Origin of the sequence: Clostridium sp. (assembly GCF_026168755.1) — a bacterium.
In the GTDB taxonomy this organism is placed as follows: Bacteria; Bacillota; Clostridia; order Clostridiales; family Clostridiaceae; genus Clostridium.
The window spans coordinates 68,059-88,647 of the sequence record NZ_JAPFDR010000007.1; the positions used below are offsets into that span (position 1 = coordinate 68,059).

18 protein-coding genes and 1 pseudogene are annotated in these 20,589 nt (G+C 26.8%); 15 read left to right on the forward strand and 4 right to left on the reverse strand.

Features of this window, described 5'->3' with window-relative positions:
• Positions 1–17: 17 nt before the first annotated feature.
• Positions 18–3,047, reverse strand: a complete 3,030-nt coding sequence (locus Q0Y03_RS04625) for a glycoside hydrolase family 2 TIM barrel-domain containing protein (RefSeq protein ID WP_297712658.1) — start codon at positions 3,045–3,047, stop codon at positions 18–20.
• A gap of 200 nt (positions 3,048–3,247) precedes the next feature.
• Here Q0Y03_RS04625 and Q0Y03_RS04630 point away from each other — a divergent pair, with 200 nt between their 5' ends.
• Together Q0Y03_RS04630 and Q0Y03_RS04635 are read left to right on the forward strand one after the other, a co-directional pair.
• A complete protein-coding gene (locus Q0Y03_RS04630; protein WP_297712659.1) occupies positions 3,248–3,928 on the forward strand; it encodes an AraC family transcriptional regulator in 681 nt (226 codons plus the stop codon).
• A gap of 21 nt (positions 3,929–3,949) precedes the next feature.
• A pseudogene (locus Q0Y03_RS04635) lies at positions 3,950–4,084 on the forward strand (AraC family transcriptional regulator); the annotation flags it as partial.
• Positions 4,085–4,181: 97 nt separating this feature from the next.
• On the opposite strand, the gene Q0Y03_RS04640 reads toward Q0Y03_RS04635, so the two are convergent.
• Positions 4,182–5,546: a glycoside-pentoside-hexuronide (GPH):cation symporter gene (locus Q0Y03_RS04640; RefSeq protein WP_297712660.1), complete on the reverse strand. Its 1,365-nt coding sequence runs from the start codon at positions 5,544–5,546 to the stop codon at positions 4,182–4,184.
• Positions 5,547–5,974: 428 nt separating this feature from the next.
• On the opposite strand from Q0Y03_RS04640, the gene galU reads away from it, so the two are divergent.
• The 11 genes from galU (at position 5,975) to wecB (ending at position 15,706) form a co-directional block, all read left to right on the forward strand.
• A complete protein-coding gene (gene galU, locus Q0Y03_RS04645) occupies positions 5,975–6,847 on the forward strand; it encodes a UTP--glucose-1-phosphate uridylyltransferase GalU (protein WP_297712662.1) in 873 nt (290 codons plus the stop codon).
• Positions 6,848–7,088: 241 nt separating this feature from the next.
• A complete protein-coding gene (locus Q0Y03_RS04650) occupies positions 7,089–7,289 on the forward strand; it encodes a hypothetical protein (RefSeq protein WP_297712663.1) in 201 nt (66 codons plus the stop codon).
• Between the two features lie 349 nt (positions 7,290–7,638).
• On the forward strand, positions 7,639–8,382 hold the full coding sequence (locus Q0Y03_RS04655) for a biotin/lipoyl-binding protein (RefSeq protein ID WP_297712664.1): 744 nt from the start codon (positions 7,639–7,641) through the stop codon (positions 8,380–8,382).
• Entirely contained in the window at positions 8,379–8,930 is a 552-nt protein-coding gene (locus tag Q0Y03_RS04660; RefSeq protein ID WP_297712665.1) for an HlyD family efflux transporter periplasmic adaptor subunit, read from the forward strand. The genes Q0Y03_RS04655 and Q0Y03_RS04660 overlap by 4 nt, the downstream gene beginning before the upstream one ends.
• Entirely contained in the window at positions 8,917–9,633 is a 717-nt protein-coding gene (locus tag Q0Y03_RS04665) for an ABC transporter ATP-binding protein (RefSeq protein WP_297712666.1), read from the forward strand. The genes Q0Y03_RS04660 and Q0Y03_RS04665 overlap by 14 nt, the downstream gene beginning before the upstream one ends.
• Positions 9,633–10,919 (forward strand): ABC transporter permease, encoded by a 1,287-nt coding sequence (locus Q0Y03_RS04670; protein WP_297712667.1) that lies wholly within the window; start codon positions 9,633–9,635, stop codon positions 10,917–10,919. The genes Q0Y03_RS04665 and Q0Y03_RS04670 overlap by 1 nt, the downstream gene beginning before the upstream one ends.
• 22 nt (positions 10,920–10,941) lie before the next feature.
• Entirely contained in the window at positions 10,942–11,637 is a 696-nt protein-coding gene (locus Q0Y03_RS04675; RefSeq protein ID WP_297712668.1) for a response regulator transcription factor, read from the forward strand.
• Positions 11,624–13,234: a HAMP domain-containing sensor histidine kinase gene (locus Q0Y03_RS04680; RefSeq protein WP_297712669.1), complete on the forward strand. Its 1,611-nt coding sequence runs from the start codon at positions 11,624–11,626 to the stop codon at positions 13,232–13,234. The genes Q0Y03_RS04675 and Q0Y03_RS04680 overlap by 14 nt, the downstream gene beginning before the upstream one ends.
• Positions 13,235–13,396: 162 nt before the next feature.
• The gene (locus Q0Y03_RS04685) at positions 13,397–13,801 is read left to right on the forward strand and encodes a TM2 domain-containing protein (RefSeq protein WP_297712670.1); all 405 of its coding nucleotides are present in this window, start codon (positions 13,397–13,399) and stop codon (positions 13,799–13,801) included.
• A gap of 25 nt (positions 13,802–13,826) precedes the next feature.
• A complete protein-coding gene (locus tag Q0Y03_RS04690) occupies positions 13,827–14,549 on the forward strand; it encodes a B-box zinc finger protein (RefSeq protein WP_297712671.1) in 723 nt (240 codons plus the stop codon).
• 32 nt (positions 14,550–14,581) lie between these two features.
• A complete protein-coding gene (gene wecB, locus Q0Y03_RS04695) occupies positions 14,582–15,706 on the forward strand; it encodes a UDP-N-acetylglucosamine 2-epimerase (non-hydrolyzing) (protein WP_297712672.1) in 1,125 nt (374 codons plus the stop codon).
• Positions 15,707–15,766: 60 nt separating this feature from the next.
• On the opposite strand, the gene Q0Y03_RS04700 is transcribed toward wecB, so the two are convergent.
• Positions 15,767–17,062, reverse strand: a complete 1,296-nt coding sequence (locus Q0Y03_RS04700) for a hemolysin family protein (protein WP_297712673.1) — start codon at positions 17,060–17,062, stop codon at positions 15,767–15,769.
• 270 nt (positions 17,063–17,332) lie between these two features.
• Between Q0Y03_RS04700 and Q0Y03_RS04705 the strand changes: the two genes are divergently transcribed.
• Entirely contained in the window at positions 17,333–18,160 is an 828-nt protein-coding gene (locus Q0Y03_RS04705; RefSeq protein ID WP_297712674.1) for a hypothetical protein, read from the forward strand.
• A 71-nt stretch (positions 18,161–18,231) separates the two neighbouring features.
• Here Q0Y03_RS04705 and Q0Y03_RS04710 read toward each other — a convergent pair whose 3' ends face one another.
• The gene (locus Q0Y03_RS04710; protein WP_297712675.1) at positions 18,232–19,206 is read right to left on the reverse strand and encodes an LCP family protein; all 975 of its coding nucleotides are present in this window, start codon (positions 19,204–19,206) and stop codon (positions 18,232–18,234) included.
• A 288-nt stretch (positions 19,207–19,494) separates the two neighbouring features.
• On the opposite strand from Q0Y03_RS04710, the gene galE reads away from it, so the two are divergent.
• Positions 19,495–20,505, forward strand: a complete 1,011-nt coding sequence (gene galE, locus Q0Y03_RS04715; protein WP_297712676.1) for a UDP-glucose 4-epimerase GalE — start codon at positions 19,495–19,497, stop codon at positions 20,503–20,505.
• Positions 20,506–20,589: the final 84 nt, after the last annotated feature.

Genomic DNA, 20,589 nt, shown 5'->3' on the forward strand with positions numbered 1-20,589 from the left:
TAAATGAGTATTTAATATTACATATTTGTTTTTACAAATTTTAAATAGAAGTTATATGAAAATTCTTCTTCATTAAATCTATATTCTTCTGGTAAATCAGGACCACAGCTATTTGAACCAATACCACTTTGTTTATAATCAATAATTAAATAAGTTAAATCTTCTTCATTTAAATCAAAGTTATGGCTTGTATTAGTTAATTGCTCAACAGAAAAATGTGAAACATTAAAAGCAAAATCATTTTCAGATAAAACATATATCTTTCCAGTATTATTAGTTATAGATACTTCTCGGCAGAAATGATGGCTTCCATTTTCTTGAGGTTTTATATAGTCTTCATGCATTTCAGAAACTTTTGAATTAAATCTACCTAAATAACAACAAGAATTTTTATCTATATAATTTTCATATGGGCCAAAGCCAAAATAACTTACATCTTCATAAGATTTATTTAATTTAAGTTGTACTCCAAAGCGTGGTAAAAAAGGAGTTCTCATATTTTTATTAGCTTTAATATCACAATTAATTAGCCCACATGAGTAAATGCTCCATGTTACTGTAAGATCAATAACTTTTTCCCTATATATTGGAATTAAACTTAAGGAAGTAATTATTTCTACTTTATTTGAGTGTTCTTTAATTTTAGTGTTATATACATATGTTGTAATTTGATTAAAACCAGCTTCAATCCAAGGATTTTTAATTTTTCTATCATTGTCTGTAGGAGCTCTCCAAATAGTAAATTCCATTGGAGCATTTATAAAGATTTCTCCCAAAGACTCAATAAAATCAAAGGTTGCTGTATTTTTATTGTATATAAAATTAAAATCTGAATTTATAATTTTAATTTTATTAAGAGTTTCTTCTATATAAAACTTTTCTTCATTATTATTAACTTTTATTAGTTTATTTACAGATTCTATATTTGTTGTTTCATTTTTTATAACAAATTGATCGTGACCTAATATGAAGTCCTTTCTATAAAGGGAGTTATTTGTTTTTACACTATACTCAAACAATATAGTAATAATTCCAACTGGTAATTTTGATATATTTAAATCATACCATTTTTCTTCCTTTGGATTTAAGCTTTCTAATATTAATTTATTAGATGAAACAAAGTCACCATCTAAATACACTTTATAAGTAATATCTAAGAAGTCATTAATATTTTTAAAATCAAGCATATTTTTAAGTTTAACTTTTTTATTAGTTTCATCAAATTCTAATGCTCTTACAGGTCTGTTAACATTTTTATATTCTAATAAGCCAGTATGAAGTTTTCTATCAGGATAAACTAAACCATCAACACAGAAGTTTCCATCATGGTTTTCTTCTCCAAAGTCTCCCCCATATCCGTATACTTTTTTGGCATTTTCAGATTCTTTTATAAGAATAGCATGGTCACACCATTCCCAAACATAAGCACCAGCAAATTCATCATGATTTTGAATAAGTTCATCATACTCATTTAGTCCACCAGGACCATTACCCATAGCATGTGCATATTCACATAATATTAATGGTTTGTCCATGCCTTTTTTAAAGTAATCTTCAATTTCCCCTATACTTGGATACATCCTACTAATAACATCAAGATTGCTAAAGTCATTTTTTCTTTTTTTACTAGCGTAATATGCACCTTCGTAATGTACTGGGCGTGTAGGATCTAGTTTCTTAGCATATTTTGCCCCACTTTCAAAATTTATTCCAAATCCAGATTCATTTCCAAGTGACCACATAAAAATACAAGATCTATTTTTAAAAGGAACTATAGAGGAATCAATTCTATCAATTATAACATTCTCGTAAATTTTATCATCAGCTATCATATTATAATTATCTAAATAGCCAGCTCCATATAATTCAACAACCCCATGGGTTTCAATATCAGCTTCATTCATAACATAAAATCCATATTCATCACATAATTCATAGAAAATTGGAGATTTAGGATAATGAGAAGTTCTTATAGAGTTAATATTACATTCCTTCATTAATTTTAAATCTAAAAGTAAATCATCATAAGTAACAACGTATCCAGTACTTGGATTAAAATCATGATGATTAACACCTTTTAGTTTTATAGGAGTATTATTAATCTTTAAAATAGAATTTTCTATTTTAACTTCCCTCATACCTATTTTTTCTTTTATAACTTCATTTTCTGTTTTTATTAATAGTGTATATAGATTAGGTGACTCAGCACTCCAAAGCTCTACATCATTAATATTTATTTGTAGATTACCATTACATATAATTCCAGATGAAATTATATCATTATGAGCATTAATTAAATCGTATTCAATTTTTGGATTTCCAATGACAGAAAGAATTTCGATATCTAATTTTCCTTCTTTAGCTAATACATCTACAGTAGGAGTTGTTTTGTAATCTACTATTCTTGATTTTGCTCTTTTTAATATATATACATCTCTAAATATACCTGACATTCTAAATTTGTCTTGGTCTTCAAAATAAGTACCATCACACCATTTTAGAACTAATACTGTAATTGTATTCTTACCATTTACTAAAAAGTTTGTAATATCAAACTCAGATATGCCATGAGATATCTGGCTATAACCAACAAACATTCCATTTATCCAAAAGTAAAAACATGAATCTACTCCTTCAAAGGTTATATGGTAATCATGTTCTTCAGAATTTATTTTAAAATCAAATTCCTTTTTATAAATTGCACATGGATTGTTTTTAGGAACAAAAGGTGGATTATAAGGTATAGGATATTTTACATTAGTGTATTGATTATAATCATATCCATTTAGTTGCCAAACAGAAGGCACATCAATTGAATCTGAAAGATTAATTTCATTAATATTATTAAATTCTTTAATTAATTGTAGGCTATCAAAATAATTAAATTCCCATTTCCCATTAAGTGAAAAAAAGTTCTTTTGTTTATTTCTGTCTTTAACATTAATAGCCTCAATAGTATTTACAAATGGAACGTAATAACTTCTTCTTTCCATCATATTTACATGTAATTTAGAAATATCTTCATGGTATTCATTTAATAGTAACATTTTTCCCTCCAAATATATTTAAAGTGATTATGGCATAATGAAACATAATTGCATGTTTATGAAACATAATTCCATATAATTTACTTTATAAAGGCATTTTTTGCCTATAATTTAATGTTAATATGCAAATTAATATTTTTAAATAGTTATAAAGTTCTAAAATATGCTATAATGTTTCCTATGGTGTTTAGGAGGTATATATGCAAATATTATGGAAAAAGTATACGAAAGAAAATTTTGAAATGAGTTTAGATGAATGCGGGATAGAGCAAGGTATTCCGGGCTTTGGATATAAGTATGAAGTGTTAAAAAATGCTGTTATACATTATGTAAGTAAGGGAGAAGGTACTTTTAAATTCAATGATAAAGTATATAGATTAAAGAAAGGCGATATATTTATATTATTAAAAGGAATGAAAGTTGAATATATGGCATCTATAGATGACCCATGGGAATATTATTGGATAGGATTTAGTGGCTCAAATTCTAATGAATATTTAAGTAGAACTTCTATTATTGATTCTTATGCTGTTAATTGCAAAGAAAATTCAAAAATACCAAGTATAATATTAAATATGTGTGAAATATCAAAAACATATAACCCTTCACAATCTGATGATATATTATTATTAAAAGAATTGTATTCATTATTATATGCTATTATAGAAGAATTTCCTAAGCCATTCGAGCACAAAGATACAGAGCTACATACATATATTCAAGAAGCTATTGACTTTATTAATTCTAATTATATGAATAGTATAACTGTTCATGAAATTGCAGATCATGTAAACTTAAGTAGAAGTTATTTATATAAAATGTTTATAAAAAATCTTAAGATTTCTCCACAAAAATATCTGATAAATCTTAGGATGTATTAAGCAACTTTTTTATTAAAAAATACTAAGCTTCCTATAGGCGAAGTTGCAAGTAAGGTAGGTTATAGTGATTCTCTATTATTTTCAAAATCATTTTCAAAGTATTTTTCAATGTCTCCATTAAATTATAGAAAGAAGCAAATGGATAAGAGTGAATAATTTTTATATTAATATTATACATTTAGTATTGTTTAGAATATAAAAAGTATAAATGAAGCTTAATCTAATATGTTTCATTTATACTTTTATTAATTTTTTATTTACTTATTCTTGTAATACCATTTTTTAAATCATCTACTATTGCATCATATTCTGCTTCAGATAAATTATATCTTCTTAATAGTAAGAAGCTTATTATTATAATTATACAAGGAATTAAAGTTTGCATTAAATGAATTCCATTTAGTGTAAATGTAGACTGAGATGAATTAGCGCTATATCCAATATAAGCTAATATATATCCACATAAAGATCCTCCAATAGCATTAGAAATCTTACTTTTAAATATATTTAGAGAGAATATCATTCCTTCTGATCTAGTTCCTGTCTTCCACTCGCCATATTCAACGCAATCAGCAACCATTGAAGTTAAGCTAATATATCCAGCTCCATCAAAAATTCCTGCTATAAAATTTACAGCTATCATTAAATATAATGAAGAGTATGATAGTAAAAATACTAAAATTGACCCAGATGCACTAACAAATAATCCTAAAAGAGCAGTATTTCTTTTTCCTAGTTTTTTTGTTAAGTATGGAGATATTAATCCACCTAATATACTTGCTACCAAACCAATTGAAGTTACTACTGGAATCATCATTTCTGCATTAAAGTTATACTTTATATAGTATATAGATATTGTATTTTTTATTGAACCACTTAACTCTAATACTAACATTGATAGTAATACTATTCTTAAAGGTTTATTTGTCTTTAATAAATTTATAAATTGTTTAAAGCCTTGCTTTTCCTTTTTATTTGTAGTAGCACTAATTTCCTTAACTCCAAAAGCAGTGATCCAAATAAGTATACTTGCAGAAAAGGCATAAATTATTGCTACTTTTGTCCAACTTTTAAGAGCTGAAACAAGTGGAATAGTAAGGATAGAAATTATAAATCCACCAACATATGCTACTGTTCTTGCAGAGGTAACAATTTTAGTTTTCCCTTCAGAAGATCTTGTAATATTAGCAGACAGTGACCAATATGGTATGTCCATAGCAGTAAAAGATATCCCCCATAAAATATATGCTACATATATCCATATAATTTTATTGCTATAACTTAAATCTGGTGTTGAAAAACACATTATAGTTGTAATTGATATAAATATTGGAACAGCAAATAAATAAGGTCTACTTTTCCCAATTTTAGTATTAGTATTGTCAACTATAACACCCATTATAGGATCTGTTATACCATCTATAATTCTTGCTACTAAAAATAATGTACCTACGGCGGCAGCACCTACTCCAAAATTATCTGTTAAAAAAATTAAAAGATATGTATTGATTAATGAAAATATAATATTATTACCTAAGCTTCCAGCTGCATAGCTAGATAAAGTTTTTATAGAAACATCATCATTTTTGTCAATTTTTTTGTTTATTACCGTATTCAAACTATCACCTCTATATTTTTATAATAAAAATCTACAATACCTTTTGATTAAAATTTAAATAGAAATCGATTTCTTTAATTTCATATATAATATTACAGAAATTTTTTTTATAATAATATAGAATTAAGTTTCTAAAATATTGATTTATATTTCCTAATTAGATGATAATTTAATAAATAAATTAGTTTAAATGGGATAAAAAATACATAAAATACTCTAAATCAATATAAAATGTCGAAATATATCGTATGGATGTATACCTCAAATACGTATTATAGTGGTATAATTATTGTATTAATGTCTAAAAAAGCAAATTAAGTAAAATTGAAATAAGACATGTATTTTAAATAATTGTAAAGTGTTTAGATACAGTTTGCTAAAAAATTATAATTAGAACTATAGTAAAAGGTAAGGAGACAATAATTGTTATGGAAAAGAAAATAAGAAAAGCAATAATACCTGCAGCTGGTCTTGGAACTAGATTTTTACCAGCTACAAAGGCACAACCAAAGGAGATGCTTCCAATAGTTGATAAGCCAACATTACAATACATAATAGAAGAATGTGTTGCATCAGGTATAGAAGAGATTCTTATAATAACAGGAAGAAATAAAAAGAGTATAGAAGACCATTTTGATAGAAGTGTTGAACTTGAAATGGAGCTTGAAAAAGCAGGAAAACAACAAATGCTTGAAATGGTTAGAGAAATATCTGATATGGTTAATATACATTTCATAAGACAAAAAGAGCCAAGAGGATTAGGTCATGCAATACTTTGTGCAAAGACTTTCGTTGGAGATGAACCTTTTGCAGTATTACTTGGTGATGATGTTGTTTATAATGATCAAAAACCATGCTTAAAGCAACTTATTGATTGTTATGGGGAGTATAAAACTTCAGTTTTAGGGGTACAAACAGTACCAGCACAAGATGTTAATAAGTATGGAATAGTTGGTGGAATTCATATTGAAGATAGAGTTTATAAGGTTAAAGATTTAGTTGAAAAGCCTTCAATAGAAGAAGCACCATCAAATGTTGCAATATTAGGTAGATATATAATTACACCAAAAATATTTGAAATATTAGAAAATACAGCTCCAGGCAAAGGAAATGAAATTCAACTTACAGATGCATTACTTAAGCTTATTGAACATGAAGCAATGTATGCTTATAACTTTGAAGGAAGAAGATATGATGTAGGAGATAAGCTTGGCTTCCTTCAAGCTACAGTTGAATATGCTCTTAGAAAAGAAGATTTAAGGGATGGATTTATTGAATATTTAAAAACTATTATAAAATAGAAGATAATTTTAAGTTTTCTATTTATTTATTGAGTGTAGTCAGGTTACTTTATCAATTAATGTAAAGGCTCTCAGAAAATCAGAAATTTGATTTTCTGAGGGCTAATTATTTTTTGTAACTTTTTATTTTTCAAATGGATATTCTGGGAATCTTATAGAAAATATATTAACAATTAATAGAATACACTCAAAATATATGGCAAGAATTATAATAAAGTTGTTTATTATAAGAGGTGGTTATTTGATTAAATATGTTTTAATTATTGGATTTGTATTTTTAGTATGTTTAGCTCTTTTTGCTTTATTAAAGTCAGCAAGTGATTTTGATGATGAAGCTGAAGAATTTTATAATAATTTTTATGAAGATGATGGTTTAAATGAAGAATATGATTATTATGAGGATAGATATAAGGAAATAATAGATAATCATAAGGATATATAGTTTATATTTTATTATTTATAGTAAAATTGAAAGTTTTAATCTTAAATTTACAAGAACTTAAATTTACTTTAACAAAGATACTATATTATAGTTATTGAAACACTTTGATTTCTTAGGGGGATAAAAATTTCATCTGTACATTAGTAGAGTAGAAGTTTTTATTACCCTAGGAGTAGGAAATAAATAGAGTAAATAATTAATAATAATAACCCCAGGGGGAAGGGAATTCATTTCCTTCTCCTGGGGTTATTTATTATTAAGGTTATATTAAGATTGGGTAAATAAAACCTTTATCTTTATGTCCTATAATTATCTTATAAAAGATAGAGTTATAAGGAGTATAGAGTGTATGAAAAGAAGCAGTATAAAAAGGTTAATAATAAAGAATAAAAAAGCTATAATTATAGTTAGTGCAGTACTTATTTTAGGTGGCGGATTAGTACTAATAAAAGCTAGAAAGAATACAGATTCACAAATATCAAATGTAGAAAGTATACAAGGAACTGTTACCCTTGAAAAAGGGGAAATAAATAAATCTATAATAGTTAATGGAAATGTGAAAAGTGGAGAAGTTTCTAATGTATCATCATCTATTGCTGCAAAAGTTAAATCTGTTAATGTAAAAGTTGGAGATATAGTTAAAGCTGGAGATGTTATTTGTGTCTTAGATGACAGTGATATTATTAAAGAAATTGAAAGTAAAACTAAAGCGTTAGAAGAACAAAGAAAAACCTTACAAGATAATTACAATAAGCTTGTAAGTCAGTTAAGTACACTAAAAAGTACACAATCACAAAGCTCGAGCAGTCAAAATAAAGCTGTTGAAGCAGCTTCTAATATTTTAAATAAAGCAAATGCAGATTTAAGTAATTATGAAGGAACTTTTAATAGTATAAAAAATACATATGACATCATGATTAGTGCTATAAAAGATAAACAAGCTAATTATAATAATGCAGAAAACAATAAGAAACAAGCTTATGAGAATTGGATAAAGTCAGGTGGAACAATTGATTCACAAGAGTATAAAAAATATATAGAGGCTAGTGAAAACTTAGATAGAAAGCAAGAAGAGTTAATGTTGGAAGTATGACAGATGGTGCAATTGCAACAATTCAATCTACAGATAATCTTATTCTTGAAGTTAATATAGCAGAATATGATATTCAAAAAGTTAATATAGGAATGAAAGCTAAAATAAGTAGTGATACATTAACTGATAAGGTTGATGGTGAGCTTGTAAGAATATCTCCAGTAGCTAGTGAAGGTGATAAAAAGGGATTTACTGCTGAAATATCTATAAAAAATGCTTCAGGGTTATTTATTGGGACTAGTGCAAAAGCAGAAATAATTATTTCAGGGAAAAGTGACGTTATATTAGCACCTATTGATGCTATAAAAAATATAGATAATAATCCTTCAATACTTGTAAAAGAATCAGATGGAAAGTTTAAAGAGATACCAATTACTGTTGGTGAAAGAAATGATTATTATGCAGAAATTAGTGGAAGCAATATAAAAGAAGGTATGGAGATTAATGCTTATGCTTCTTATGATTCGGAATATAATAGTGAAAGTAATGAAGGTAGTGATGAAGGCTCTGATATAAATGAAGGGGGAGTCGATGATGAAGGAATGTAAGGATAAAAAGCTTCTTATTAATATGAACAATATAATAAAGAGGTATTATATTGGAGAACCTAATGAACTTGAAATTCTTCATGGAATTGATGTGAAAATATATGAAGGTGAGTTTGTAGCTATTGTAGGTGAATCAGGATCAGGAAAGTCTACATTAATGAATATTATTGGGGTTTTGGACAAGCCAACAGAAGGAGAATATTATTTAGATGGAATTAATGTTAGAAATGCCTCAGAAAAAGATATGAATAATATAAGAAATCAAAAGATAGGTTTTGTTTTTCAAAATTTCAATCTTATAGGAAGAACTTCAGCTCTAAAAAATGTAGAATTGCCAATGCTTTATGCAGGAATAAGCAGCAAAAAACGCACAGAAAGGGCAATGGAACTTCTTAAAAAGGTAGGCATGGAAGAAAGATGTAATCATCAACCAAATGAGCTTTCAGGAGGACAAAAGCAAAGAGTTGCAATTGCTAGGAGTTTAGCCAATGATCCATCTATAATACTAGCAGATGAGCCTACTGGTGCCTTAGATAGTGAAACAAGTCGTATTGTTATGGATATTTTTCATGAATTAAATATAAAGCAAAAAAAGACAATAATTCTTATAACTCATAGTAAGGAGTTAGCAGAAGAGTGTCCCCGAATAATAACTATAAAGGATGGCAGAATTATAGATGATAGAAAGGGAGGGAGTCTTTAGTGGGATTATTTGAAAATATTAAGTTATCTATAAGTAGTTTATTAGCAAATAAGTTACGTTCAATTTTAACTATGCTAGGGATAATAATAGGTATAGCTTCAGTAATAACAATTGTAACAATTGGAGACTCTCTAGCAAGTTCTATAACTAATGAAATGTCTGGATTTGGAGCTAGAAATATAAATGTATATTTAGAACAAAAGGCTATGAATACAGAGTCAGAAAATTTTGATATGCAGAGTTTTACTTATGTAGAGCCAACAGAAGAAGATAATATTACAGATGAAATGTTAGATAAATATAAAAATACATTAGGTGATAAAATAGAAGGTATATCTGTTTCAGAAAATGTAGGAAATAATAAAATTAGCAATGGAAAGAATAGTGCTAATATTGATATATATGGTGTAAATAATGGTTATTTTAAAGTAGAAAACACTAAGCTTTTATCAGGAAGATTTATTTCTAATAATGATATAAGTAACTCTAGAAAAGTTGCTATAGTTAGTGATATTTTTATAGATGATTACTTTGGAAGTCAGTATACATATGAAGAGGTATTAGGAAAGAGTTTTGAAATAACAGTTGGGAGTAATATGATTAGAGTATATATTTCTGGTGTTTATGAATTTGATAAAAGTAAAGCTTTGGGAGTAGATTCTGGAAAGGAAAAAACAACTACAAGTTTATATATTCCAATTTCAGTGGTTAAAAACATTAATGGTGGAGATAAAGGATATAATTCTTTAACAATACTTCCTAGTAATAGTGTTAATGTAGAAGAGGTTTTAAATATAACTAATGAATTCTTTACTAATGAATATAGAAAAAATAAAAATATAGTACCAGTTGGATTTAGTATGGAGTCTATGATGGAATCAACCAATAAGATGATTAATAGTGTTAAATTAGCTATTAGTGCTGTTGCTGGAATTTCATTATTAGTAGGTGGAATTGGAGTTATGAATATAATGATGGTTTCAATAACTGAAAGAACTAAAGAAATTGGTATACGTAAAGCTTTGGGTGCTGGTAGAGGTATTATATTAATTCAATTTATTGTTGAGTCTATAATTATATGTATAATTGGAGGTATAATAGGAATTATATTAGGGTTTATATTGGGAGCTATAGGTGCAAGTGTAATGGGATATACAGCTAAACCTAATGTAAGTGCAATTTTAGGTGCAGTTGGATTCTGTATGGGTATTGGTGTATTCTTTGGCTATTATCCAGCAAGTAAGGCAGCTAAATTAAATCCTATTGATGCATTAAGATATGAATAGTCTATAAGGAGAAAAAGATAATATGTCAAATAAAATTTTAATTGCAGAAGATGATGAAGATATTATTGGATTATTAAGGTTATATTTAGAAAAGGAGGGCTATGAATTAGTTTTAGCAACAAATGGAGAAGAGGCTTTTCAAAAGCTTTTACAAGAGAAGATTTCATTAGCTATTTTAGATATAATGATGCCTAAGATGAATGGATATGAACTTACTAAAAAGATAAGAGAAATAAGTCAAATACCAATTTTGATTCTTTCAGCTAGAAATCAAGATAGTGAAAAGATTTTAGGACTTGATTTAGGTGCAGATGATTATCTAACCAAACCTTTTAATCCTTTAGAGGTAATTGCAAGGGTAAAATCTCTTTTAAGAAGAAGCTATGAATTTAAAGTTAAGGATTCAGAAGAAGATAATATTATAACTATTGGTGAAATTACCTTAAATTATGAAAATAGAATTGTAATTAAAAATGGAGTAGAAGTTCAGCTTACAGCAACTGAGTATAAGATATTAGCATTATTAATGCAAAAGCCAGGAAGAGTTTTTACTAAGGCACAAATATATAAATGTATAAATGGTGAATATTATCAAAGTGATGATAATTCTCTTATGGTTCATATTTCTAGGATAAGAGAGAAAATAGAACCAGATCCTAAAAATCCTATATACGTAAAAACTATTAGGGGGTTAGGTTATAAATTTGAAAAATTATAAGAAAAAGAGAGGTAGTATATTTTTATTATTACTAAAAAATTATATATTTTATAGTATCATAATTATAATAACTTGGGTAATAATAAACAATATAGTATCAATGGTGTTTGATAAAAAATATAATTTTGGATTAGGATTAAGCGTTGATGATAAAAAGTTACTTGTGGAAGAAGCCTTTGATAAGTTAAATGTAAAATCTATAGCTGGTCGTAATGGAGAAATAGAAATTCTAAATGAAAATAATGATATTATTTATAGTTCATCTAATAATAAGGACAAATATACAGAGAGTGAATTAAATTTTATTCAGAATTATGAAGGAGAGTATATTTATACAGGTATTTATGATTTTAAAGGTGAAGATAATAATTATTATAAAATTATAATATCAACTCCATATGATATTAATGAGAATGGAGAATCTTATTATAATATTGATAAGGGCTGGCTTAAAGTGTTAGATAGCAATCTAAATGTGGTGTATCATTTAGGAGATAATTCTGATAATATCAATTCGTATACAGAAGAGGAGTTAGGATATATAACTGGTGATTACCCAAAGGAATATTATTTAAATAAATATACTTATGTTAATAAAAATGGAGAAAATAGAACGGCCATCATAAAGTCAAAAAAAGTTAATGAAGAAGTTTTATATGAAAGTTTTGATAAATTAAATAATATTTCTTTTGGATTATTTTTTATTTCTTGTATAATATGTACCATTATTTTTGGATTATTTTTAAAAAAGAAGGTTCAAAAGCCTTTAAATAAGTTAAATAGAGCAATGCAACTTTTATCAGAAGGAAAGAATAATGAGAAAATAATCTATTCTGGACCTAAGGAGTTCGTTGAAATTTGTGAAAGTTTTAATGTTATGATGAATAAGTTAGAAAGTAGTGAATTGGAAAAAGATAAATTGATTAAAGACAAGCAAAGTATGTTAGCTGATATTTCTCATGATTTAAAAACTCCAATAACTACTATTCAAGGCTACTCTAAGGCACTAGCTGATGGAGTTATCTCTCCTGAGGAATATGAGAAATATTTTAATATCATTTATTCTAAAGCAAATCGTCTAACAGAGCTTATTAATATTTTTTATGAATATAGTAAGTTAGAACATCCAAGTTTTAAGTTAGTCCTTGAGGAAGTAGATTTAGCTGAATATCTAAGAGAATATATAGCAATTAAGTATGAGGATATTTTAGAAAATGGATTTAGTATTGAAGTAGATATTCCTGAAAAAGTAATGGAATGCAAAATTGACAAGGTGCAGTTTCAAAGGGTTTTAGATAATATTTTAGGAAATGCTATGAAACATAATCCTGTAGGAACAGAGATTTATGTTGCTTTAAGTAATGAGGGAAGACGCTATAAAATTATTATTGCAGACAATGGAGTAGGTATTCCACAGGAGATAATTAATGATATATTTTCACCATTTACTGTTGGAGATGAATCAAGGAATATAAAGCAAGGTTCTGGGTTAGGTCTTGCAATAACTAAAACTATAGTAGAAATGCATAATGGAACTATTAAGTTAAATACATCTCTTCAAAGGATGTATAAAACTGTTTTTGAAATAGAAATATAAATATAAAGTGTTGCCCCTATGAATTTAAAATCTAAATTCATAGGGGCAAATTATTTTATACTTGTAATTAACTTTTCCTAGGATTTAAATTATATGATATAATTATAAATGTAAGAGAAAGTAGATTTTATTACTTTAAATTTAAGGAGAGATGTAAGAATTATGAAGTGTTATTATCATGATAATAAAGAGGTAATAGCTGCATGCACAGAATGTGGAAGATTTATTTGTGATGAATGTAAGGTTGATATAAATGGAAAAGCAGTATGTAAAACATGCATAGAAACAGAAGTATTTAAGCCAAATAATAAATATAATAGAACAAATCAACAATGTTATAACAATTATTATTCAGGTAAGCCAACACAAAAGAGTTGGTTAGTAACATTATTATTATGTCTTTTTGTTGGAACTATAGGAGTACATAGATTTTATGTAGGAAAAATAGGAACAGGGATATTGCAATTAGTTACTTTTGGTGGTTTTGGAATATGGACTTTAGTAGATTTTATATTAATTGCTTGTAAAAAATTCACTGATGCAAATGGTGATTTAATATTAGATTAATAATGGAAGGGGGAGTTAAAAAGGTATGAATTGTTCAAATCATGAAGAAAGAGAAGCAGTAGGTATGTGCGTGAGATGTCACAAGCTTATATGTGAAGAGTGTAAGGTAAAAATAAATAATAAGTATTATTGTAAAGAATGTGTATCTGAAATGTACTCAGATAATAATAGTAACAATAATTATAATAATGGAAGTACTATAAATTCAGATAAGGTTAAGGAGTATGCTGATAAAGCAGTAAATGCTACAGTTGAGGCTACAAACAATACATTAAATTTAGTAAAAGATTTTTCAAAATCTGAAGACTTTAATGAAGTTAAGGATAAGATTAGTCAGAATAAAAAAATAGCTAATTATGTTCTTGGAATAATTGCTATTATATTATTGGTACCTAAAGTAATAAATAATATTAGTAGCATACCATATTTCTTTGAGGAACTTATATTTTCAGCGAGATATTATGGAATTTTTAGCACAATGTTTTACATTATAGAATTTGTTTTAAGTTTTATTGAGCCTATAATAATTATTGCATTAGCATCATTATTATTTAATAATTTTATCAATTTAAAAAGACAAATAAGAATAATTGCACCAATAGTAGTTGTTATAGCATTTACATTAATTAGATTTGTTAGTGCAAGTATATCATCTAGTTACTATGGATTTAATATAATAATAAGCATGTTTTCATATTTTGTTCCTGTAATATTAATAGTAGTAGGAAGCTATTTAGATAAGGAGTAATAATATTAGAATTTACTTAGGAGGTAAAGATATTGAGTAAAATAAAAGTCTTGAGCGTATTTGGCACAAGACCAGAAGCAATAAAGATGTGTCCTTTAGTTAAAGTTTTAGAGAAGGATGATAGAATAGAATCAATTGTATGTGCTACAGCTCAACATAGAGAAATGCTTGATACAGTACTTGAGATTTTTGATGTTAAACCACAGTATGATTTAAATGTAATGTCACATGGTCAAACAATAGTTGATGTATCTAATAAAGTTTTAATAGGTGTAGATAAAGTAATAAAAGAATGTAATCCAGATATAGTTTTAGTACATGGAGATACTTCAACAACATTAAATGGAGCATTAGCAGCTTTCTATAACCAAAAGCCAATAGGACATGTTGAAGCAGGACTTAGAACTGGAGATATTTATTCTCCATTTCCAGAGGAAGCTAATAGAAAATTAACAGGAGCAATTGCTACTTTACATTTTTCAGCAACAGAAAGTAATAAGGCTAATTTAGAAAGAGAAAATATACATAAAAATATATACATAACAGGGAATACTGTAATTGATGCTTTACTTAGTGTTATAGATAAAAATCATAAATTTGAAGATAAAAATTTAAATAATATAGATTTTGAAAATAAAAAAATAGTTTTATTAACTGCACATAGAAGAGAAAATTGGGGAGAGCCAATGAAAGATATATTTGCAGCAGTTAAAGAACTTGTTATTAAAAATCAAGATGTAAATGTAATATTCCCAATGCATAAAAATCCTTTAATAAGAGAGATGGCAAATGAAAGTTTTAAGGGAGTAGATGATAAAATACATTTAATCGAACCTCTTGAATATGTTGACTTTGCAAATCTTATGGCTAAGTGCTATCTTATAATGACAGATTCAGGTGGGATACAAGAAGAAGCACCAGCTCTTGGTAAGCCAGTTATTGTTTTGAGAACAGAAACTGAAAGACCAGAAGCAGTTGAAGCTGGAACTGTAAAATTAGCAGGAATTAATAAAGAAGACATATTTAATATTGCTGATGAGCTTATAAATGATGAAGAAGCTTATAATAAAATGGCTCATGCAGTAAATCCTTATGGAGATGGAAAAGCTTGTCCAAGAATTGCTGATCATATAGTAGAATATTTTAAAAATAAATAGATATAAATAAAAAAATACCGTATAACCAACTAAGGATATACGGTATTATAATTTTTAATATTATAATATTGATATTTGTACTTTGTTTATTCTTTTGCCTGTTACAGACAAGATTTTAAACTTTACTGAATCAATAATAACTTCTTTATTAATATACTTATTAGGTATGGTATTTATATTTTGAATTATTAACCCACCTAAAGTATCTATAGAATCTGATTTAAAATCTAAATTTAAATGCTTATTTAAATTTAAAATGCTAACTAGGCCAGTAGCTATATAAGTGTTAGCATCAATTTTTTCTATATAATCAATGTTTTCATCATATTCGTCTTGAATATCGCCAACTACTTCTTCAAGCAAATCTTCTAAAGTAACTATTCCTGAAAATCCACCATACTCGTCTATAAGTATAGCCATATGATTTTTAGAATCTTGTAATTCTTTAAGAAGTATATCTATAGATTTAGTTTCTGGAACTACATATGGTTTTCTAAGAATACTTTTAATATTAACATTTTCAATTCCTTTTTGTATTATCTCTGAAAATATATCCTTCATATAAATGACACCAATAATATTATCAATATCATTTTCATAAATAGGAATTCTTGAATAGTTTTCTTGCAATATTAAATTTATATTTTCTTTAATATTAGAATTAGCTTCAATACAAAATGTTTCAGTTCTTGGAGTCATTACTTCACGAGCTAAGATGTCATCAAACTTAATTATACCATCTATCATAGTCCTTTCAGTTTCATTTATGGCACCTTGTTCTTCACCAAGTTCAACTAAACTTTTGATTTCCTCTCTTGATATTTTTTCTTCACCAGATTTATCTTTTATTCCAAATAATCTTAAAATAGAGTTAGTTGAAATAGAGAGAAACCATACGAATGGTTTTGTAAATTTGGAAATAAATATTATAGGTTTTACACTAAACATAGCAACCTTTTCTGCATTTTGTAATGCTATTCTCTTAGGTACCAATTCACCAAGCACTAAAGTTATATAGGATATTACTAAGGTGGTTAATAATAAAGCTATATCATCACCATAAGGAACTCCTAAATTACTTAAATACAATCCAAACCCTTTTGAGATTGATGTTGCAGCTGAAGCAGATGCGAAAAATCCAGCAAAAGTAATACCAACTTGTATTGTAGCTAAGAATCCACTAGCATCCTTAAGTAAGTTTAATAATAATTTTGCCTTCTTATTATTCTCCTCAGCTAATAAATTTAATTTTGTTTTGTTGATTGATACTATAGCCATTTCAGCAGATGCAAAAAATGCGTTTACTATTACTAGTATAAGAATAAGAATAATACTACCCCCCGAGCTATCGTCCATTAAAAAAATCCCTCCTAAAAATATGATGAGAATATTATAGCATGTACAAATTTTAATAACAAACTAAGTAAATATGCTTAAATTAATAAAAACAAATGATATATCACATACAAAGTGATTAAATCATAAAAATGGGGATATTTAGTAAAAAAACAAAGTGAAATAAAGAAATTTGGTACATAAATATTTTTATTGAAATGTAATAATTAATATAGGAATGGCAATAATTAAGATAAATAAATTTATATATAAAGGAGTTAAAAAGTTAATATGAAGAAGGTTTTTAGAATACTTATAATTACTTTTTTAGCATTAAATACACAAATTTTATATGTACATAGTGAGACCTTGAATTTAATAGAAGAAAAATTAGATAGTGTGGGGGTTCCGGATGAGTATAGTGATAATATTATTAATTATATTACTAATTTAAAGCTTAGTAGTGAAGAAACAAAAAATTTATTAGAGGATGCCAATAATATTATTTCAAGAATAAAAGAAAAGAAAGATTATAGTGAATTTACATTTATAGAATTATTTAATATTTATGGTGAAGCTTTAAATATAGCAGATGAATTAAATATTAATTTAGATTTGGATTTATCGAGTAAGGAAGTTGTTTTAAAAGATAAAGATAGTAAATTAACATTAATTAAATGTGATATGGATGATGTTAAACGGTATTATGAAAATTATAAGGAATCGCCTCTTACATCACAAGATTATGAGGAATTAAAAAGTTACATAGTCGAAAATACGATTATTAATGATGAAAACACAAACAATAGTGATAGTAATAATAATTTTAATGATATGACTAAAAGTGATGATTATAGTAATAGTCATTTAAATGATGATGTGGCTGGGGATAGTAAGAAAAGTAATAGTAGTGATTTAAACGATGAAGAAATAGCTAAAAATAGCAAGACAAGTGATAATAGTAATTTTACTGAAAATAATAGTGAGACCTTAAATACTGTTAGTGCAATAAAAAGTAAAAATATTAATAGGGTGTTGAGTATAGTATTTTTAGTTTTATTTGTTTGTGTAGTAGTTTCGTTATTAATAGAGTCAATATTTTTTAATAGAAATAATTAATAAAAGCATATTTAGTAATATTAAAATGAGATGCCCATATTATAGTGCATCTCATTTTAAGTTATATAATTTTAATATAAAGAATATAAGAAGTTATGTATATCTTTAGTGGTTTCTTCCATATCAGTTGTTAAATGAAGCATATCAGTTGCAATCATTTCTGATTTACCATCAAGTGGGAATCTAGATTGCTCAATTGTTGGTACACCCATACTTAAAACCTTACTTGCTATTGACATTATTTCAGTATTAGTAAGATTAGTTGAAACTAATGGTAATATGTCATTCATCATAGTAGCTAAATCGGTAATTGAAGCAGTTTTAAATTTTTCAAATAAAGCTGTTAAAACCTCTCTTTGTCTTTCTGTTCTTTTGAAATCTCTGCCTTCAGTATATCTTATTCTACAATAAGCAGCAGCTTGAGTACCATTTAAAGTTTGAAAACCAGGAGTTGTTAATTTTTCAGTGTTTGTACCATTTTCTTTATCGATACTAGTTATATAATTATTAATGAAATTTAACTCTTCACTTGTAATATTTAATTCAACGCCTCCAAACTTATCTATTATAGTTGGTAGAGTATGTAAGCTTACATGAATAAATTTATCAACTGTTAAATTAAAGTTATAGTTGATAGTTTTTAATATAAGTTCAGGACCACCATATGCCATAGTATAATTTAAGTTTTGTTTATTGCCACTACCATCAGGCAAGTCTAAATAAAGATCTCTCATAAGAGAGAAAAGTTTAAGTCTGTTATTTTTAGTATCAATTCCTAATATCATAGTAGCATCAGATGCACCGTATAGATTTCCGTATTTCTCATTTTCAGTAAAGTCTGTACCGAATAAAGCAATAGAAATAACATCTTCATCTTCTTTAGCTGGTTCTTTACCAGTTTCAGTAACGGAACTTCTATCAATCTCTACTCTTTCTACCTTTGAACTAAAATGATTAAATGCAAAAACGGACAAAGAAATTATTAGTACAAATACTAATAAGATGCTAATTAGTACCTTTGTTGTTGTTGATAATTTTCTCTTCATAAGTTCCCCCTTAAGTTAATTAAAGATAGTTATTATAATTTATATAGTGATTATACCATAAAAGTTATAATCACTATATAAATTTATACGTTAATTATCTGTATAGAAAATTATATAAAAGACAAAAGTATCATTAACTAATATTAAATTAATGCTTTTAATAAAGTTAAATTGTTAGAATATATTAAAAACTTTATTAATTAATTTAAAAAAGATATTTTAAATTAAATTTAATTGTTATATAATATTAATGAGGAAAATAAAACTTTTATTGGGAGGAGATTGTATATGGCAGTTTTAGTATCAGGTGGAATGGGATATATCGGAAGCCATACAACAGTAGAGCTTTTAAATGCAGGATATGATGTTGTAATAGCAGATGATTTAAGTAATAGCAAGGAGCTTGTTAGAGATAGAATTAAAGATATAACAGGCAAAGACGTTGAGTTTTATAATGTTGACTTAACTGATGTAGAAAAGACAGAAGAAATTTTTAGAGATAATGAAATAGATTCAGTAATTCACTTTGCAGCATTTAAAGCAGTAGGTGAATCAGTAGAAAAGCCGTTAGAATATTACTATAATAACTTAACTAGTGCATTAGTAGTATTAAAGGCTATGAAGAAATATGGTTGTAGAAACTTTGTATTTAGTTCTTCAGCAACAGTTTATGGAGATGCAAAGGTTGTTCCAATAACAGAAGATTCTCCACTTTCAACTACTAATCCATATGGATCAACTAAGCTTATGATTGAAGATATGCTTAGAGATATTGCAAAAGCTGAATCACAATTCAATATAGCAATACTTAGATATTTTAATCCAGTTGGAGCTCATAAGAGTGGAACAATAGGAGAAGATCCAAATGGAATTCCAAATAATTTAATGCCATACATTACCAAAGTTGCTATTGGTGAATTAAAACAACTTAGAGTATTTGGTAATGACTATCCAACACACGATGGAACAGGGGTAAGAGATTATATCCATGTTGTAGATTTAGCAGCTGGTCATGTTAAAGCTTTAGAGAAATTAGCAACTAATCCAGGACTTGTTACTTATAACTTAGGTACAGGTAATGGATATTCAGTATTAGATGTTGTTAAAGCATTTAGTGAAGCATCAGGAAAAGAAATTCCTTATGAAATAGCTCCTAGAAGAGCTGGGGATATAGCTACTTGTTATGCTGATCCTAAAAAGGCTAATGAAGAATTAGGATGGAAAGCTGAAAGAGGAATCAAGGAGATGTGTGAAGATTCTTGGAGATGGCAAAGCAATAACCCTAAGGGATATAACTAAGAGTTAATTTACAAAATAAATAATAGTAATAAAAAAATAGAGGATTTTATGATGATTACTAATTATGCATAATTAATGATATAT

What these genes read in the sequence shown, in the direction of transcription:
- Q0Y03_RS04710 (WP_297712675.1), bottom strand. Translation starts at nt 19,206, where the DNA reads ATGAAGAGAAAATTATCAACAACAACAAAGGTACTAATTAGCATCTTA.
- Q0Y03_RS04690 (WP_297712671.1), top strand. Translation starts at nt 13,827, where the DNA reads ATGAATTGTTCAAATCATGAAGAAAGAGAAGCAGTAGGTATGTGCGTG.
- galE (WP_297712676.1), top strand. Translation starts at nt 19,495, where the DNA reads ATGGCAGTTTTAGTATCAGGTGGAATGGGATATATCGGAAGCCATACA.
- Q0Y03_RS04700 (WP_297712673.1), bottom strand. Translation starts at nt 17,062, where the DNA reads ATGGACGATAGCTCGGGGGGTAGTATTATTCTTATTCTTATACTAGTA.
- Q0Y03_RS04665 (WP_297712666.1), top strand. Translation starts at nt 8,917, where the DNA reads ATGAAGGAATGTAAGGATAAAAAGCTTCTTATTAATATGAACAATATA.
- Q0Y03_RS04675 (WP_297712668.1), top strand. Translation starts at nt 10,942, where the DNA reads ATGTCAAATAAAATTTTAATTGCAGAAGATGATGAAGATATTATTGGA.
- galU (WP_297712662.1), top strand. Translation starts at nt 5,975, where the DNA reads ATGGAAAAGAAAATAAGAAAAGCAATAATACCTGCAGCTGGTCTTGGA.
- Q0Y03_RS04705 (WP_297712674.1), top strand. Translation starts at nt 17,333, where the DNA reads ATGAAGAAGGTTTTTAGAATACTTATAATTACTTTTTTAGCATTAAAT.
- Q0Y03_RS04660 (WP_297712665.1), top strand. Translation starts at nt 8,379, where the DNA reads ATGACAGATGGTGCAATTGCAACAATTCAATCTACAGATAATCTTATT.
- Q0Y03_RS04625 (WP_297712658.1), bottom strand. Translation starts at nt 3,047, where the DNA reads ATGTTACTATTAAATGAATACCATGAAGATATTTCTAAATTACATGTA.
- Q0Y03_RS04630 (WP_297712659.1), top strand. Translation starts at nt 3,248, where the DNA reads ATGCAAATATTATGGAAAAAGTATACGAAAGAAAATTTTGAAATGAGT.
- Q0Y03_RS04685 (WP_297712670.1), top strand. Translation starts at nt 13,397, where the DNA reads ATGAAGTGTTATTATCATGATAATAAAGAGGTAATAGCTGCATGCACA.
- Q0Y03_RS04655 (WP_297712664.1), top strand. Translation starts at nt 7,639, where the DNA reads ATGAAAAGAAGCAGTATAAAAAGGTTAATAATAAAGAATAAAAAAGCT.